The sequence below is a fragment of the Sutcliffiella horikoshii genome, assembly GCF_020524325.1.
Lineage (GTDB): Bacteria > Bacillota > Bacilli > Bacillales > Bacillaceae_I > Sutcliffiella_A > Sutcliffiella_A horikoshii_D.
In genome coordinates this window covers 1-16,094 of record NZ_JAIVKY010000016.1, presented here as the reverse complement: position 1 = coordinate 16,094, position 16,094 = coordinate 1, and the positions used below count along the sequence as shown (strand labels likewise).

Below are 16,094 nucleotides of genomic sequence, written 5' to 3'. Positions count from 1 at the left end.
CTTCCTTACTCTCCTGCCGACAATCTTTTGCGGAAAACCTCATACATTAATAGACTTGCTGCTACAGATGCATTTAATGATGTAACTTTTCCTACCATCGGTAAAGAGACAAGGAAATCGCATTTTTCTTTTAAAAGTCTGGACATCCCTTTTCCTTCACTGCCGATAATGAGTCCTAGCGGCAAAGAACCATCCATTTTTGTATAATCAACGGTTCCTTTTGCGTCTGTTCCGAAGATCCAAAGTCCGCGCTCTTTTAGCTCGTCCACCGTTCTGGCAAGATTGGTCACTCGCACGACCGGGATATGCTCAATGGCACCTGTTGAGGATTTTGCTACAGTTGCAGTCAAGCCTACCGCTCTGCGCTTAGGAATGATGATGCCATGTGCCCCTACTGCATCTGCCGTACGCATAATGGAACCTAAGTTATGCGGATCTTCAATTTCATCTAGAATAAGAAAGAATGGATCTTCGTTTCGCTGTTCTGCAGCCTTATACAGATCATCAAGTTCGGCATAATCATAGGCAGCGACAGAAGCGACGACTCCTTGATGATTTCCCTCCACCATCTGGTCAATCTTTTTGCGGGGAACGAATTGTACAAGTACATTCGCTTCCTTAGCCATAGCGATAACCTGTTGGATTGAGCCTTTTTGACCACCTTCTGCAATCCATAGCTTGTTGATTTCACGATTTGATTTAAGCGCCTCTAGCACTGGGTTTCTTCCCATTATGAATTCTTTTGTCATCTCTATTCACCTCTCTTGCTGTCTACCAGTTCTATGCAGGTAAACACGATTTCTTCCATGCGGTCTATGTCTTCACATAAATAATGATAGCCGATGAGTGCTTCAAATGCGGTGGAGTAGCGGTATGTTTGTACGTCCGTATTCTTTGGTACCGAACCGGACTTCGCATTGCGCCCCCGTCTGATTACACCTTGTTCTTCTTCGGTAAAAAATTCACGCTCCATCAGCTGGTGAAGCAGATGTGCCTGCGATTTCGCAGACACATAGTTTGTTGCAGCCCGATGTAACTGATTTGGACGTATCTTCCCGGACTTTAAAAGGTGGTGGCGGATGTATCCTTCATACACCGCATCCCCCATATAGGCAAGCGCCAAACTATTTAATTGCTTTGCATCTACTTGTGTATTGCTCATTGCAGCTATTATCCTCTTTTCCATCGTGTGCCTTGTGCAGTATCTTCGAGGATGATATTTTTCGCTTTTAATTCGTCACGAATCTCATCCGCTCTTGCAAAATCACGGTTTTTCCTTGCATCAATACGCTGCTGAATTAAGCTTTCGATTTCCTCATCCAATAGTTCTTCCTCTGCAGTAAGGGACACACCAATCACAGAAAATAATTCTTCAAACTGTGCAATGAACGCCTCTAACACTTTTTCAGAAGTGTTTTTACCGTTTAAGTAAAGGTTGGCTTGCTTCGCCATATCAAATAAAACGGAAATAGCATTTGCTGTATTAAAATCATCATCCATTACTTTGATGAATTCGTTTTTAAACTCTTCTACTTTTTGTAGCCATTCCATATCATCTGTTGCAAGGTCTGCTGTATTGTCCAAACGATGCTTTAAGTTTTCGTATGCAGTTCGGATACGGTCGAGACCATTTTTGGTGCTTTGAAGCAACTCTTCGTTATAGTTGATTGGATGACGGTAATGAACGGAAAGCATAAAGAAACGCAATAATTGCGGGTCATGCTTTTTAATGATGTCATGAACCAGCACGAAGTTACCAAGGGATTTAGACATCTTTTCGTTATCAATATTAATATACCCATTATGCAACCAATACTTAGCAAATGTCTTCCCTGTCAGAGCCTCGGATTGGGCAATTTCATTTTCATGATGCGGGAAGGACAAGTCCTGTCCGCCTGCGTGAATATCAATGGTGTCCCCAAGGTATTTACGAGCCATTGCCGAGCACTCGATATGCCAGCCTGGACGACCTTTCCCCCATGGACTTTCCCAATAGATTTCTCCTTCTTTTGCCGCTTTCCAAAGGACAAAGTCAAGCGCATCTTGTTTCTTATCTCCCACTTCAATACGAGTACCAAGCTGAAGGTCCTCTATCGGTTGATGTGAAAGCTTTCCATACTCCTTAAACTCGCGAGTTCTGTAATATACATCTCCACCAGACTCATAGGCATACCCTTTTTCAATCAATGCTTCAATGAACTCAATGATGATGTCCATGCTTTCCGTTACTCTTGGGTGAACAGTTGCTTGTTTGCAACCCAGTGCAGAAACGTCTTCGTGATACGCCTCGATAAAACGTTCTGCAATAGTCGGAACATCTTCTCCTAATTCCTTGGCAGCCTTAATTAGCTTGTCGTCCACATCTGTAAAGTTAGAAACATAGTTCACTTCATAGCCGCGGTATTCTAAGTATCTTCTTACCGTATCAAAGACAATTGGCGGTCTTGCATTTCCGATATGGATGTAGTTATATACGGTCGGTCCGCACACATACATCTTTACCTTGCCCTCTTCAAGCGGGACAAACTTTTCCTTTTGGCGTGTTAATGTATTAAAAAGATGAATGGTCATCTATTTTCTTCCTCTCTTTTAAAAGTAGCAGTTCATTTTGCAAGCGGACAATTTGGTTTTCCAATTCCACAAACCTGTCACCTGTCGGATCTGGCATTTCATGATGATTTAAATCCCTTTTCACCTTCACTCCATCCTGTATGACGATTTTCCCTGGGATGCCGACAACAGTGGAGTTGGCAGGTACATCTTTTAATACAACCGATCCCGCTCCAACTTTAGAGTTTTCACCGATTGTGATGGAACCCAATACTTTGGCACCCGTTGCAATCAGTGCGTTGTCCTGTATGGTTGGGTGTCGCTTTCCTTTTTCTTTCCCGGTACCGCCGAGGGTTACTCCTTGGAAGACAGTAACATTATTCCCAATTTCACAGGTTTCTCCTATTACCACTCCCATTCCGTGGTCAATAAAAAATCTGCGGCCGATTTTGGCACCTGGATGAATTTCGATTCCAGTGAAGAACCGGCTCACTTGGGAGATGGCTCTTGCGATGAAGAACATTTTCCGTTTAAAAAAAGCGTGTGCAATCCGGTGGGCCCATACGGCATGGAGACCTGAGTAGGTAAGGATTACTTCAAAATAATTTCTTGCGGCTGGATCTTGTTCAAATACCACTTCTATGTCTTCCTTTAGTTTGCGAAACATGGAGTGAACCTCCTTTCTTTTTCCCGTTTATATTACTATTGATTTGGTTAACTTCCTGTTTCCTTTCGCTCCGGGAGTTCGCTTTCCGCGGGGCGATGCTTGAGCCTCCTCACAACGCTCGGGGGTCTCAACCTACCGCTACCTCCCGCCGGAGTCTCACTCCCTGCTCTTCAGTCAACAGGGGGATTAGGTGATACTATTTTGATCACCACTTTCTCAAAAATAAAAACGCCTCCGTGTCATTGACACAGAGACGCTTATGGCGCGGTTCCACTCTGTTTGGAAATGGGTTTGAATAAGGACCCACATCCCCACTTAAGCCTCGTAACGGGAGGTTGCCGCTGTGACTTACTCGGCTTTACGGCCTTTTAGCAACAGACTCCGAGGTGCATTTCAAAAAAGTCATCACATGAATCGCTTGCAGCCATGGCGATTCTCTCTGGAAAGGATGTACCTTTTCTACTCTCCTCTTCAACATTCATTAATGGTTATCTCGCTATTAAATATGGTAGTTCTATCATATTATGTTTTACGGAAAATGTTAACCAATTAGCTTAGACAATCTCGCTAAGACTGTTTCTTTCCCTAATAGATGAATCGTTTGCGGCAGATCACGTCCATGGGTTTGGCCAGTCGTAGCCACGCGGATTGGCATGAAAAGTTTTTTCCCTTTATGACCTGTTGCTTTTTGAACGGATTTGGTTGCAGCTTTGATGTTGTCTACGGAGAAGTCCTCCATCGTTTCCAACTCTTTATGAAACGCAACCATCACTTCTGGTACTTGTTCTTCCGCCAAGACAGCTTTTGCTTCTTCATCGTATTCAATATGCGTTTGGAAGAACATTTCCGTTAGCTCTACAATCTCCGCTCCGAAACTCATCTGCTCTTGGTAAAGCCCGATAAGTTCTTTTGCCCAAACCTTTTGATCATCTGTCATAGATTCTTCCAGACGACCTGCTTTTACTAGATGTGGCAATGAAAGGTCGACAAGTCGATCCAGGTCCATTGTTTTGATGTATTGGTTGTTCATCCATGTTAATTTGTTTGTATCAAATACAGCAGGTGATTTGGATAGACGTGCCGTATCAAAGATTTCGATAAATTGCTCCTTGGAGAAGACTTCCTCTTCGCCGACTGGAGACCAGCCAAGCAAGGCAATAAAGTTGAATAAAGCCTCAGGTAAATAGCCAAGCTCCTCGTATTGCTCAATAAACTGGATGATGGACTCATCACGTTTGCTTAATTTTTTGCGGCTTTCGTTTACAATCAATGTCATGTGACCGAACACAGGAACTTCCCAGCCTAATGCTTCAAAGATCATGATTTGTTTTGGCGTGTTCGAGATATGATCATCTCCACGAAGGACGTGGGAAATCTGCATTAGATGATCATCCACTGCTACTGCGAAGTTGTAAGTAGGTGTTCCGTCCTTTTTCACGATAACAAAGTCACCAATGCCGTCGGATTCAAAAGAAACGTCTCCTTTTACCATGTCATGGAACTTGATTTCTTTTCCTTTTGGTACGCGGAAGCGAATGCTTGGTTCTCTTCCTTCTGCTTCAAAGGCTTTTTGTTCTTCTTCTGTTAAGTTGCTGTGCTTGCCGGAGTAATTAGGGTTTTCTCCGCGGGCAATCTGTTCTTCGCGCTCCGCTTCCAGCTCCTCTTCCGTGCAATAACATTTATAGGCAAGCCCTTTTTCCAAAAGCTCATTATAATATTTAGTGTAGATGTCATTACGCTCTGATTGGCGGTATGGGCCATATTCGCCACCTACATCGACGCTTTCATCCCAGTCCATTCCAAGCCACTTTAAATATTTCAGCTGGCTTTCTTCTCCGCCTGCGATATTGCGCTTTTTGTCTGTATCTTCGATGCGGATGATGAATTTACCGTTTTGGCTGCGTGCAAACAGGTAGTTGAATAGTGCGGTTCTGGCGTTTCCTATATGTAAGTGCCCTGTTGGACTTGGGGCATATCGTACGCGAACTGTCATGTTTTGTTACCTCCATTTTCCGTCGGTTTTCGTGCCCGGACGGTTTTTAAAACTAAGCATTATTTTAACATAAAAATGCTGGATTCGTATCTATTTCTTTCTATGGTTTTGTTATAACGCATCTGTTGTTTTCCGCAAATGGCTTCGCTTTCCTAGGGGCTGACGTGAGCCTCCTTCGGCTTACGCCTGCGGGGTATCCACCTAGCGCTATCTCCCTCAGGACAAGGAAGGCTTCGGCAGCGAAACATCGCACGAAGTAAATGCGTAGCATTTTCGAGGAGTCTTCGCCTTTTGCTTCAATCAACAGCTAGATATCACGTCTTACAAAAACTATCTCTTTATCAAGAGGACTGCTGCTTGGGCGGCGATTCCTTCTTCTCTGCCGGTGAAGCCGAGTTTTTCGGTGGTGGTGGCTTTTACGTTGACCTGTTCCACGTCCGCTTCTAATAATTCGGCAATTCTTTTGCGCATCGGTTCGATGTGGGGAGCCATTTTTGGCTTTTGAGCAATAATAGTACAGTCCACATTTCCAAGTGTGTAACCTTTTTCTTTTACTATTGCCCAGACCTGTTCCATTAAAACAGCGGAGTCTGCATTTTTATATGCTGGGTCTGTGTCTGGGAAGTGTTTTCCGATATCTCCTTCTCCAATTGCGCCTAGGCATGCGTCGGAGATTGTATGTAAAAGTACGTCAGCATCGGAGTGTCCGAGTAGCCCTTTTTCGTAAGGGATGGTGATGCCTCCGATGATTAGTGGTCTGCCTTCTGCAAACTGATGTACGTCAAAACCTTGTCCAATTCGAAACATAGTGCACCTCTCCAATTATATGTATTTAGTCTGATTAACTCCTGTAGATTTCCGTTCCAGGTGTTCGCTTTCCAAGGGGCGGTGCTTGAGCCTCCTCGCAACGCTCGGGGTCTCAACCTACCGCTATCTCCCTCCGAAGTCTCACACCTTGCACTCTAATCTACAGGGGTTTACGGTTTGATATGATCTGTTACATTTTCATAATATTATTTTTGTAAAAAAGCTTTTGCAAGGATTAGGTCTTCGGGTGTGGTGAGTTTGAAGTTTTCGTATTCACCTTGTACGATGTGTACCGGCACATTGATACGTTCTACGAGACTTGCTTCGTCGGTTCCTAGGTAGTTCTCTGTTTTTGCTTTTTCATGCGCTTCTTTTAGGATCGGATAACGAAACGCTTGAGGTGTTTGGATGGACCATAAGCTGGATCGTTCCACCGTTTGTTCTACCACTCCGGCCGCACTGACACGTTTAATCGTGTCTTTAACAGGAACACCTACAATCGCAGCTCCATCTTCGGCCGCTTTTTTCACTAGATTATGAATGACTTCGCGAGAAATAAAAGGCCTTGCTCCATCATGAACAAGTACAATTTCTGCTGATTGAAGCGATGTAAGCCCATTATACACGCTATCCTGCCGCTCTTCTCCACCAGTGACCATTTCTTTTATTTTTTGTATTGGATATTGGGTAAGAAGTTCTTTGAATATATCTTTTTCTTTTTCATTGATGACTAGTTTAATTTCTTTGCACCATGGGTCTGCTTCAAAGACAGAGAGGGTATGTATGATGACAGGTTTCCCCTCCAGCTCGATGAATTGCTTGTTTTTTCCTGCTTTCATCCGCTTCCCCTGTCCTGCTGCTAGTACGATTACTTGATAGTTCATTATTTACTCTCCCGTGGGTCTTGTTTTTTCACAAAATAACTTATACCCTCTAAGCTTAGCTTAAGAGGGTATAAGTTATTGGAGGTTTTCTTTTCACCTCCGCTGATGATTTCCGCTCCAGGCTTCGCTTTCCGAGGGGCGCTGCTGAAGCCTCCTCGGAAAGCCTGCGGGGTCTTCACCTAGCGCTACCTCCCTACGGAGTCTTCGCCTTTGGCCCCAATCATCAGCTATGGTATTTGTATTCCATAGGTTTTTCTTATAACGCTGCCCGTTCTAGTTGTTTAGGCTTGGCAAAGATCATACGTCCGGCAGATGTCTGGAGCACGCTTGTGACAAGAACTTGGATGTGTTTGCCGATATAATCACGGCCTTCTTCTACTACAATCATGGTTCCGTCATCAAGGTACGCGACACCTTGATTATGTTCTTTACCGTCTTTAATGACTTGTACAGTCAGCTCTTCGCCAGGAAGAACGACCGGCTTTACCGCATTGGCTAAATCGTTGATGTTTAACACATCAACATTTTGAAGCTCACATACTTTGTTTAAGTTAAAGTCATTGGTAACGACCACACCGGAAGTCAATTTTGCTAGCTTCACAAGCTTGGAGTCCACTTCCTGGATGTCTTCAAAATTGCCTTCATATATCTCTACTTTTATCGCTAATTCTTTTTGAATCCTGTTTAGTATATCTAAACCACGTCGACCACGATTACGTTTTAACACATCTGATGAATCAGCGATATGCTGCAGTTCTTCCAGAACAAATCGCGGAATGACGATTGTCCCTTCCAGAAAACCGGTTTGGCAAATATCTGCAACCCTGCCATCAATAATAACACTTGTGTCTAAGATCTTCAGCTTCTTAGAGGATAAATCTAATTCGTCATCTTCTACTGATTTTTTCTTCCCGAATTTTGAGGAGATAGAAAATAAACTCACCAATTCATCTCGTTTTTTGAAGCCTACTTGAAAACCAAGATATCCTAATAGAATGGTAATGAAAATAGGGAATATGGCGCTGACGAATGGGATTCTCTCTAAAGGAATAACTGCCAGATAAGCGACAATCAGTCCAAAAATAAGTCCTAAACTACCAAATAACACATCGGTAACTGGCGCTTTCACTAAAGATTCCTCTATCCATTTAATGAATCCTACAACATAATCCACTAACCAAAAAGTAAGGATAAAAAATATAATTGCTCCTAAAATAGCAACAGTATAAGGCTTTGTGAGAAAAGGAATATCCCCTAGATCCAAGAGAGAAAACAGCTCGGGAATGAAAAAGATCCCCAATGTTCCGCCAAGAATTAAAAAGAATAGTTGAACCGTACGCCTTAACATTGCCTCACCTCCCTTTATTCATTATAAACAGTTTCCTTTAAATAAAACGTCGAAAAAACTTTTAATTTACTTTTGTAAGGATTTTGTCACAATCCTGATTTTACGCCTTACATTTGTCGGTCAATCTGTAGTTGATCTTGAATCCGTTTCAATCCCTCTTTGATTTTCCGGGCTCGTACCTCACCAATTCCATCCACATCATCTAGTTCTTCCACTGTAGCATTAAGTATCTGCTTTAGATTCCAGAACTTACATACTAAGTTTTCGATGACGAGTGGAGGAAGTCGCGGGATCTTATGCAAAACTCTATACCCTCTTGGCAGGACAATTTCGTCAGGATTCATAAAACCAGAATACCCTAGCATCTTTAAGATAACGGCATCGTCCAATAAATCCGTATTTGCCAACTCCTGCAAACGCCTTAGAATCATGAACGCATCCATTTCTTTATCCACGCAATAATCTTTTATAAGGAGAATCGCTTCTTCTTCAATGTGGGCTAGGAGTTCCGTCATCTGCAGTCGAATCAGTCTGCCTTCTGTTCCAAGCTCATTAATATAACTTAGTATTTCATTTTTAATGCGCAGTACCATTTCTATACGATGTATCACCTGTAAAAGTTCCGATAATGATACCTGTTCTTCAAATTCTAAAGCTCCCAGATTGGTAATTCCCTGATCTAGTACGGTTTTGTATTTTTCAAGGGTTTGAATCGCCTGGTTTGCTTTTGTAAAAATAACCCCAATATCCCGCAGCGCATAACGGAAATCACCTTTGTACAAGGTAATGACATTTCGACGCTGAGAAATGGCTACAACAAGGCAGCCAGTCTGCTTAGCCACACGTTCTGCTGTTCGATGTCTCATTCCTGTTTCAGTGGAAATGATGGTGGAGTTAGGTGTTAATTGTGCATTAGCATAGAGGATTTTCGTCCCTTTTTCATTCAAGATGATAGCACCATCCATCTTCGCCAATTCATATACATAGGCCGGGCTGAATGGACAATTGATGGAAAATCCTCCGTCTACCATATCTTTCACTTTGTCATTGAATCCCACGACCACAAGTCCACCGGTTTGAGAACGAAGTATATTGTTAATACCTTCCCGAATAGGTGTTCCGGGTGCGATAAACTGTAATGTATCTGCCATTATTTTTTCTTTCTGCCGTTGTTCTTCCATCTCTATCCCCCTAGAGTATATTGAAGAGCCTGTTCGATGGTGTTGACACCTATCACATTAACCTCTTTCGGAATGGTCCACCCTCCCAGGTTTTTCGCAGGAATGATTACTCGTTTGAATCCAAGCTTCGCAGCTTCTTGGACACGTTGTTCAATGCGGGACACCCGTCTGATCTCACCTGTCAGCCCTACTTCCCCAATCACCACATCTGTTGGTTCAGATGTTTGGTTACGGAAGCTGGAAGCGATGCTGACCGCAACTGCAAGGTCGATGGCCGGTTCATCGAGTTTTACCCCACCTGCCACCTTCAAATAGGCATCCTGGTTTTGAAGCAACAGCCCCACTCTTTTTTCAAGTACCGCCATAATAAGTGATACCCTGTTGTGATCGATTCCTGTTGCCATTCTTCTTGGATTTCCATAACCTGTGGGAGAGATCAACGCCTGGATTTCTACCAATACAGGCCTTGTACCTTCCATCGATGCTACAACTGTGGAACCTGCAGCCCCTTTTGACCGTTCTTCTAAAAAGATTTCTGAAGGGTTCTTCACTTCTGTCAAACCCTCTTCCTTCATTTCAAAAATACCAATTTCATTCGTGGAACCGAATCTATTTTTCACTGAACGCAAAATACGATACGTATGATGTCTTTCTCCTTCGAAATATAACACCGTGTCCACCATATGTTCTAAAAGACGGGGTCCTGCAATAGACCCTTCTTTTGTGACATGACCTACGATGAAGACAGCAATATTCTTTGTCTTTGCAATCCGCATCAACTCAGCCGTACATTCTCTAACCTGTGACACACTCCCAGGAGCGGAGGTAACAGCCGGATGATAAACGGTTTGAATGGAATCAACAACAAGTAAGGTCGGCTGTACATCATCCACCGCTTTTGCAACCAGTTCGAAGTCCGTTTCTGATAAAACAAACAACTCATCTGCCTGTACTCCTAAACGGTCTGCCCGCAGCTTTGTTTGCTGAACAGATTCTTCCCCCGATATGTATAAGACACGATGTTTTTTTAATGCTAATTGACTGCACACCTGCAACAATAACGTCGACTTTCCAATACCAGGGTCTCCCCCAATTAAAACAAGGGAACCTTGGACCAAACCGCCGCCAAGCACTCTATTGCACTCTTCCATATCTGTATATATCCTGGATTGCTTTATATTTTCCACTTTTGTGATAGATTCTGCTTTTCTTGCCAATGTAGAAGAAGACGTCGTAAAACCTCCGCGCCTTGGTGTCCTGGACTCTTCCAGTTCCTCCACCATCGTATTCCATGCATTGCACCCTGGGCATTTCCCCATCCACTTAGGAGACTCATACCCGCATTCCTTACACATAAACTTTGTCTTACGCTTTGCCATCCAAAAATCCTCTCTATGTTAACAATAATCTTTATGAAATGAGTGTTGTGAAAATACCATTGTTTTCCTTCTTTCATGATACCTTATTTCACATATCTTACGCTAATCTAAACCATTGGAAAATATAAGAAAGGAGGAAAGCCCTTATACAACGGGCTTACCTCCACTTCTATACAGCCATGCAAACGACCAGCAACCTTATTTTACTTTTTCCACATCACGGACAACAAATTCCCCGTCTACAACATCTAACGAGATTTTCTTGCCTTTCTCGATATTCCCTTTTAACAGCTCTTCTGAAAGTTTATCTTCCACATGCTTTTGGATTGCACGGCGTAACGGTCTTGCACCGTATTCCGGATCGTAGCCTTCTTCTGAAATCTTTTCTTTTGCAGCGTCTGTCAGCTCCAAATCGATATCCTGTTCTTTCAGGCGCTTCGTTAACTGCTCGGATAGCAATGTGACGATTTCTTTCAAATGTGTCTTCTCTAAAGAGTGGAACACAATCATTTCATCAACTCGGTTCAGGAACTCCGGACGGAACGCCTTTTTCAGCTCATCCATCACTTTCCCTTTCATGTCTTTATAGTTCTGGTTCTCATCTTGTACATTAAAGCCGACATATTTGTTGCGCTTTAATGCGTCAGCACCAACATTGGATGTCATAATGACAAGCGTGTTACGGAAATCCACTGTACGACCTTTTGAATCTGTCAAACGGCCATCCTCTAACACTTGTAATAGAATATTGAACACATCAGGATGTGCTTTTTCAATTTCATCTAAAAGAATAACAGAATACGGCTTGCGGCGAACTTTCTCCGTCAACTGGCCACCTTCATCATACCCAACATAGCCTGGAGGGGAACCAACGAGACGGGAAGTAGAATGCTTCTCCATGTACTCAGACATATCAATACGAATCATCGCATCCTCGTCACCAAAGATAGATTCCGCCAGGGCTCTTGCAAGTTCCGTTTTACCTACCCCAGTTGGCCCAAGGAATATGAAGGAACCAATTGGACGCTTTGGATCTTTCAAGCCTGCACGTGCACGGCGAACGGCTTTTGATACGGCTTTAACCGCTTCATCCTGCCCAATAACACGGGAGTGCAATAAAGATTCCATGTTTAACAGTTTATCTGTTTCTGTTTGTGCAAGTTTTGATACCGGAATTCCGGTCCAGCTAGATACAACCATCGCAATATCTTCTACTGTCACCTCGGAATTCTCCTGACCTTGCTTTTCTTTCCATGTTTTCTTCGTTTCTTCTAATTGTTCACGAAGACGCTGCTCTGTATCTCTTAAAGAGGCTGCTTTTTCGAATTCCTGGCTTTGAACAGCCGCATCCTTTTCGTTGCGAACAGTTTCAAGCTTTACCTCTAACTCTTTTAAGTTCGGAGGTGTTGTAAAAGAACGTAGTCGTACTTTTGATCCCGCTTCATCAATTAAGTCGATTGCTTTATCTGGCAAGAAGCGGTCACTGATGTAACGGTCGGAAAGCTTAACCGCCTGCTCGATCGCTTCATCAGTGATGGATACACGATGGTGAGCTTCATAACGGTCACGCAGTCCTGTCAGAATCTGAATGGACTCCGCTGTTGTCGGCTCATCCACCGTAATCGGCTGGAAGCGTCGCTCAAGTGCTGCATCTTTTTCGATATATTTACGGTACTCATCTAGCGTTGTGGCACCGATACATTGTAGCTCTCCACGCGCTAAGGACGGTTTTAAGATATTGGATGCGTCAATGGCACCCTCTGCTCCACCGGCACCAATCAATGTATGAAGTTCATCGATGAAAAGGATGATGTTACCGGCTTGACGGATCTCATCCATCACCTTTTTCAGGCGGTCTTCAAACTCTCCGCGATATTTCGTACCGGCAACAACTGTACCCATGTCGAGCGTCATAACGCGTTTATCTCGAAGGATCTCCGGAACTTCATTGCTCACGATTTGCTGTGCAAGTCCTTCTGCAATGGCCGTTTTACCTACACCAGGTTCCCCGATCAATACTGGATTATTTTTCGTTCTGCGGCTAAGCACCTCAATCACACGCTGAATTTCCTTGCTTCGTCCGATAACAGGATCCAAGCTTCCCTCACGCGCGACCGCCGTTAGGTCCCTTGCCAAGCTATCAAGAGTAGGTGTATTCACATTGGCAGATGCACCACCTGAATGTCCTCCGGAAGATTCATTACTTCCAAGCAGTTGCAACACTTGCTGGCGAGCCTTGTTTAAGCTCACTCCCAAGTTGTTCAATACGCGTGCCGCAACCCCTTCTCCCTCACGAATTAAGCCAAGCAATACATGCTCTGTTCCTACATAGGAATGACCAAGCTTACGCGCTTCATCCATGGAAAGCTCAATTACCTTCTTCGCCCTTGGTGTATAGTGAGGAATTGATTGCCCACTGTCCTGTCCTCTTCCAATCAAGTTTTCTACTTCTTTTTGAATTTTTTCAGGCCCCAAGCCAAGGGCGATCAATGCTTTTGCAGCAATCCCTTCCCCTTCTCTTACCAATCCAAGTAAGATATGCTCTGTTCCTATATTATTATGGCTTAGGCGCAACGCCTCTTCCTGTGCCAATGCCAATACTTTTTGCGCTCTTTCTGTAAATCGACCAAACATCATATCCATTCGCCTCCCGAATAATTTATCTATTTAATCGCATTCTTTCCCGAATCAAGCTGGCCCTGCGAACATCTCTTTCATTTGGCTTTAATGGCCCTCCTGCATATTGCTGCAAGAAGCCCGGTTGAGTTAAAATCATTAATTCATTCAAAATGGATCTAGAAATGTCGGTGATATAGCCTAAATCTATACCTAGCCGCACATTCGACAAGCACTTTGCCGCCTCTTTTGTTTCCATAATACGACTGTGTGCCAACAACCCGTATGAGCGAAATACCCTATCTTCTAATTGTATGTTCGAAGTTTTGACTAATGCTTCTCTGGCAGAGCGCTCTTGAGAAATAAGTTGTTGTACCACACCCATAAGGTCTTGAACAATATCCTCTTCTGACTTACCGAGTGTCATTTGGTTGGAAATTTGAAAGATGTTACCTAAAGCTTCGCTGCCTTCCCCATAAATTCCTCTAACAACTAATCCCAATTGGTTAATAGCAGGAACAATTCTGTTCATCTGCTGAGTCAGCACCAGTGCGGGCAAGTGCATCATGACGGAAGCACGAAGCCCCGTCCCCACATTTGTCGGGCAACTCGTTAAGTATCCTCGTTTTTCATCAAACGCATAATCAATCTTTTCTTCTATCCAATCATCCAATGAATTGGCTACCTGCAACGCTTCATTCAACTGCAGTCCGGGAAACAAGCATTGAATCCTGATATGATCCTCCTCATTTATCATAATGCTCACTTCTTCATTCGGTGATAACAAACATGCTCCAAATGCCGAATCCTCCGCCAGTTGTGGACTGATTAAGTGCTTTTCTACCAACACTCGCTTCTCTAAAGCATTCAATTCCTCCATAAGAAGAAACTCCAGCTCCCCAAGATTCTGAAACTCTTTTTCTCCAAAATGCTGCTTCATTATATCCACAATCTGCTGCGCTTCCTCATTGCTCGACACTGTCGGAAACTGCATCTTTTCAAGATTTCTGGCAAGCCTTACTCTGCTGCTAAGGACAATATCCGAATCCGGTCCCTCCTGTTTCATCCAGGAACTGACCGCATTATTTAAAAAGTGTTCAAGAGACATCTACTGCTCCCCCTCTCTTTTTTCACTCAGTTGTCTTTCCAATTCTCTGATTCTATCTCTAGTATTCGCCGCACTCTCGAATTCTTCCTGTAAAATAAGTTCCTGTAATTCTTCTCTAAGCGCATCAATCTCTTTCCTCACATGCATGCTCCCGCCGATTCGTTTCGGAATCTTCCCGGCATGCACCGTGTTTCCGCTATGCAACCTTTTTAAAATTGGCTGCATCTTGTCGGAAAAGGTATGATAACATTCCGAACAACCAAAACGCCCAATTTTCGTAAACTGCTGAAACGTCATCTTACAGCGTTCGCACTGTAAAATTTTCTGCGGCGCAATGTCTTCCTGTTTCGGATTTGGTATGGTGTGTTCTGTATTCAACAATCCTGCAATCAGGTTATTGATGGAAAAACCTGATCCACCAGTAAACATCGACATACTGCCTTTTTCTTGAGCACATTGCTCACATATATGAATCTCGGATTTTTCACCATTGATAATCTTTGTAAAATGCAAAGCAGCTGGGCGCTCATTACATTCTTGACATACCATTTTCATCCCCCCTACCGGTACTTCAGTGTAGTCAGCATAGCCGTTAACATCCTTGCCCGCAGCTCATCTCTCTCAGGTAAGCCCAAATATAAGACAGAGCGGTCCATGACACTAACCATTATTTTCGCCTCCCTAGCGGAAATCACCTTCTCTTCCACCAACCGAAAGATAACATCCTCCGCACTTGCCTGGGAAACTCTCACATCTATCAGTTCTATAAGCTGGTCGATCAAATGCAAATGGTCATGCGGCTTGATCTTAATAATCCTGATATAGCCGCCGCCCCCACGCTTGCTCTCCACCAAATATCCTCGTTCAATCGTAAATCTAGTATTTATCACATAATTAATCTGAGAGGGCACACATTCAAACTTATCTGCAATCTCACTACGTTTGATCTCAGCAGAATTCTCCCTGCTCCCCTCCAACACCTGTTTCAAATATTGCTCAATGACATCAGATATGTTTCTCATGCTATCCTCCTATCTGACCTTGACTATCTTTGACTATATGTAAAATATATAAGACCTTCTGAAAAAATTCAATAGATAACCTTTCGCTAAAAACTGTCATTCTGTGTGGTTTGGTTTGTCGTGCGTCTATTTATGTTGGGATGGTCTTTGGATGTAGGTTCTTTCAGAATGGGTCTCTCTCAAACAGAATTCCACTTTTGGGAGGTGTTTAAACGTCAATTGGTCAAAATTGTTCAAAAGAGGTTTTTGAGGGGGGCTGGGCCGGGGAGGTTGAGGGGGCTCGTTTTAAAATAACAGTCCAACTTTTTGTTTATCCGCGAACTTTTCGATTTATCCACTAAGTCGGACGAAATAATCGTCATTCGACACAAACATACAAAAACAACACAAAAAAACCAGCGCACTAAGCACTGGTTTCCCATAAATTTGCCTGGCAACGTCCTACTCTCACAGGGGGAGATCCCCCAACTACCATCGGCGCTGAAGAGCTTAACTTCCGTGTTCGGTATGGGAACGGGTGTGACCTCTTCGCCATCATT

14 protein-coding genes, 1 rRNA gene and 1 other annotated feature are annotated in these 16,094 nt (G+C 43.4%); all 15 genes read right to left on the bottom strand.

Annotation, left to right across the window (positions count from 1 at the left end):
- Nucleotides 1–5: 5 nt before the first annotated feature.
- Complete coding sequence (gene rlmB / locus LC091_RS19125; protein WP_226683661.1) at nt 6–749, bottom strand: 23S rRNA (guanosine(2251)-2'-O)-methyltransferase RlmB; 744 nt, start codon at nt 747–749, stop codon at nt 6–8.
- Nucleotides 750–751: 2 nt separating this feature from the next.
- Complete coding sequence (locus LC091_RS19120) at nt 752–1,162, bottom strand: Mini-ribonuclease 3 (RefSeq protein WP_226683697.1); 411 nt, start codon at nt 1,160–1,162, stop codon at nt 752–754.
- An 8-nt stretch (nt 1,163–1,170) separates the two neighbouring features.
- Nucleotides 1,171–2,571, bottom strand: a complete 1,401-nt coding sequence (cysS, locus tag LC091_RS19115; protein ID WP_226683659.1) for a cysteine--tRNA ligase — start codon at nt 2,569–2,571, stop codon at nt 1,171–1,173.
- Nucleotides 2,552–3,217 (bottom strand): serine O-acetyltransferase, encoded by a 666-nt coding sequence (gene cysE, locus LC091_RS19110; RefSeq protein WP_226683658.1) that lies wholly within the window; start codon nt 3,215–3,217, stop codon nt 2,552–2,554. The genes cysS and cysE overlap by 20 nt, the downstream gene beginning before the upstream one ends.
- Nucleotides 3,218–3,463: 246 nt before the next feature.
- Nucleotides 3,464–3,701: a binding site (T-box leader), on the bottom strand.
- A 57-nt stretch (nt 3,702–3,758) separates the two neighbouring features.
- A complete protein-coding gene (gene gltX, locus LC091_RS19105; RefSeq protein WP_226683656.1) occupies nt 3,759–5,210 on the bottom strand; it encodes a glutamate--tRNA ligase in 1,452 nt (483 codons plus the stop codon).
- Between the two features lie 330 nt (nt 5,211–5,540).
- Nucleotides 5,541–6,017, bottom strand: coding sequence for a 2-C-methyl-D-erythritol 2,4-cyclodiphosphate synthase (ispF, locus tag LC091_RS19100; RefSeq protein ID WP_226683654.1), 477 nt, complete (start codon nt 6,015–6,017; stop codon nt 5,541–5,543).
- A 206-nt stretch (nt 6,018–6,223) separates the two neighbouring features.
- On the bottom strand, nt 6,224–6,901 hold the full coding sequence (gene ispD / locus LC091_RS19095; protein ID WP_226683653.1) for a 2-C-methyl-D-erythritol 4-phosphate cytidylyltransferase: 678 nt from the start codon (nt 6,899–6,901) through the stop codon (nt 6,224–6,226).
- Nucleotides 6,902–7,157: 256 nt separating this feature from the next.
- Entirely contained in the window at nt 7,158–8,249 is a 1,092-nt protein-coding gene (locus tag LC091_RS19090; RefSeq protein WP_226683652.1) for a PIN/TRAM domain-containing protein, read from the bottom strand.
- A 107-nt stretch (nt 8,250–8,356) separates the two neighbouring features.
- Nucleotides 8,357–9,430: a DNA integrity scanning diadenylate cyclase DisA gene (gene disA, locus LC091_RS19085; protein WP_226683651.1), complete on the bottom strand. Its 1,074-nt coding sequence runs from the start codon at nt 9,428–9,430 to the stop codon at nt 8,357–8,359.
- A gap of 2 nt (nt 9,431–9,432) precedes the next feature.
- Nucleotides 9,433–10,809 (bottom strand): DNA repair protein RadA, encoded by a 1,377-nt coding sequence (gene radA, locus LC091_RS19080; protein ID WP_226683649.1) that lies wholly within the window; start codon nt 10,807–10,809, stop codon nt 9,433–9,435.
- Nucleotides 10,810–11,007: 198 nt separating this feature from the next.
- Nucleotides 11,008–13,446: an ATP-dependent protease ATP-binding subunit ClpC gene (clpC, locus tag LC091_RS19075; protein WP_226683648.1), complete on the bottom strand. Its 2,439-nt coding sequence runs from the start codon at nt 13,444–13,446 to the stop codon at nt 11,008–11,010.
- Between the two features lie 22 nt (nt 13,447–13,468).
- Nucleotides 13,469–14,533, bottom strand: a complete 1,065-nt coding sequence (locus LC091_RS19070; protein ID WP_226683646.1) for a protein arginine kinase — start codon at nt 14,531–14,533, stop codon at nt 13,469–13,471.
- Nucleotides 14,534–15,082 carry a UvrB/UvrC motif-containing protein gene (locus tag LC091_RS19065; RefSeq protein ID WP_226683644.1) on the bottom strand — a complete coding sequence of 183 codons (549 nt, stop codon included), beginning with the start codon at nt 15,080–15,082 and terminating at the stop codon, nt 14,534–14,536.
- A gap of 11 nt (nt 15,083–15,093) precedes the next feature.
- Nucleotides 15,094–15,555, bottom strand: coding sequence for a CtsR family transcriptional regulator (locus tag LC091_RS19060; protein WP_010191446.1), 462 nt, complete (start codon nt 15,553–15,555; stop codon nt 15,094–15,096).
- Nucleotides 15,556–15,983: 428 nt separating this feature from the next.
- Nucleotides 15,984–16,094: ribosomal RNA gene (gene rrf, locus LC091_RS19055) — 5S ribosomal RNA — on the bottom strand; the annotation flags it as partial.

What these genes read in the sequence shown, in the direction of transcription:
- rlmB (WP_226683661.1), bottom strand. Translation starts at nt 749, where the DNA reads ATGACAAAAGAATTCATAATGGGAAGAAACCCAGTGCTAGAGGCGCTT.
- LC091_RS19120 (WP_226683697.1), bottom strand. Translation starts at nt 1,162, where the DNA reads ATGAGCAATACACAAGTAGATGCAAAGCAATTAAATAGTTTGGCGCTT.
- cysS (WP_226683659.1), bottom strand. Translation starts at nt 2,571, where the DNA reads ATGACCATTCATCTTTTTAATACATTAACACGCCAAAAGGAAAAGTTT.
- cysE (WP_226683658.1), bottom strand. Translation starts at nt 3,217, where the DNA reads ATGTTTCGCAAACTAAAGGAAGACATAGAAGTGGTATTTGAACAAGAT.
- gltX (WP_226683656.1), bottom strand. Translation starts at nt 5,210, where the DNA reads ATGACAGTTCGCGTACGATATGCCCCAAGTCCAACAGGGCACTTACAT.
- ispF (WP_226683654.1), bottom strand. Translation starts at nt 6,017, where the DNA reads ATGTTTCGAATTGGACAAGGTTTTGACGTACATCAGTTTGCAGAAGGC.
- ispD (WP_226683653.1), bottom strand. Translation starts at nt 6,901, where the DNA reads ATGAACTATCAAGTAATCGTACTAGCAGCAGGACAGGGGAAGCGGATG.
- LC091_RS19090 (WP_226683652.1), bottom strand. Translation starts at nt 8,249, where the DNA reads ATGTTAAGGCGTACGGTTCAACTATTCTTTTTAATTCTTGGCGGAACA.
- disA (WP_226683651.1), bottom strand. Translation starts at nt 9,430, where the DNA reads ATGGAAGAACAACGGCAGAAAGAAAAAATAATGGCAGATACATTACAG.
- radA (WP_226683649.1), bottom strand. Translation starts at nt 10,809, where the DNA reads ATGGCAAAGCGTAAGACAAAGTTTATGTGTAAGGAATGCGGGTATGAG.
- clpC (WP_226683648.1), bottom strand. Translation starts at nt 13,446, where the DNA reads ATGATGTTTGGTCGATTTACAGAAAGAGCGCAAAAAGTATTGGCATTG.
- LC091_RS19070 (WP_226683646.1), bottom strand. Translation starts at nt 14,533, where the DNA reads ATGTCTCTTGAACACTTTTTAAATAATGCGGTCAGTTCCTGGATGAAA.
- LC091_RS19065 (WP_226683644.1), bottom strand. Translation starts at nt 15,082, where the DNA reads ATGGTATGTCAAGAATGTAATGAGCGCCCAGCTGCTTTGCATTTTACA.
- LC091_RS19060 (WP_010191446.1), bottom strand. Translation starts at nt 15,555, where the DNA reads ATGAGAAACATATCTGATGTCATTGAGCAATATTTGAAACAGGTGTTG.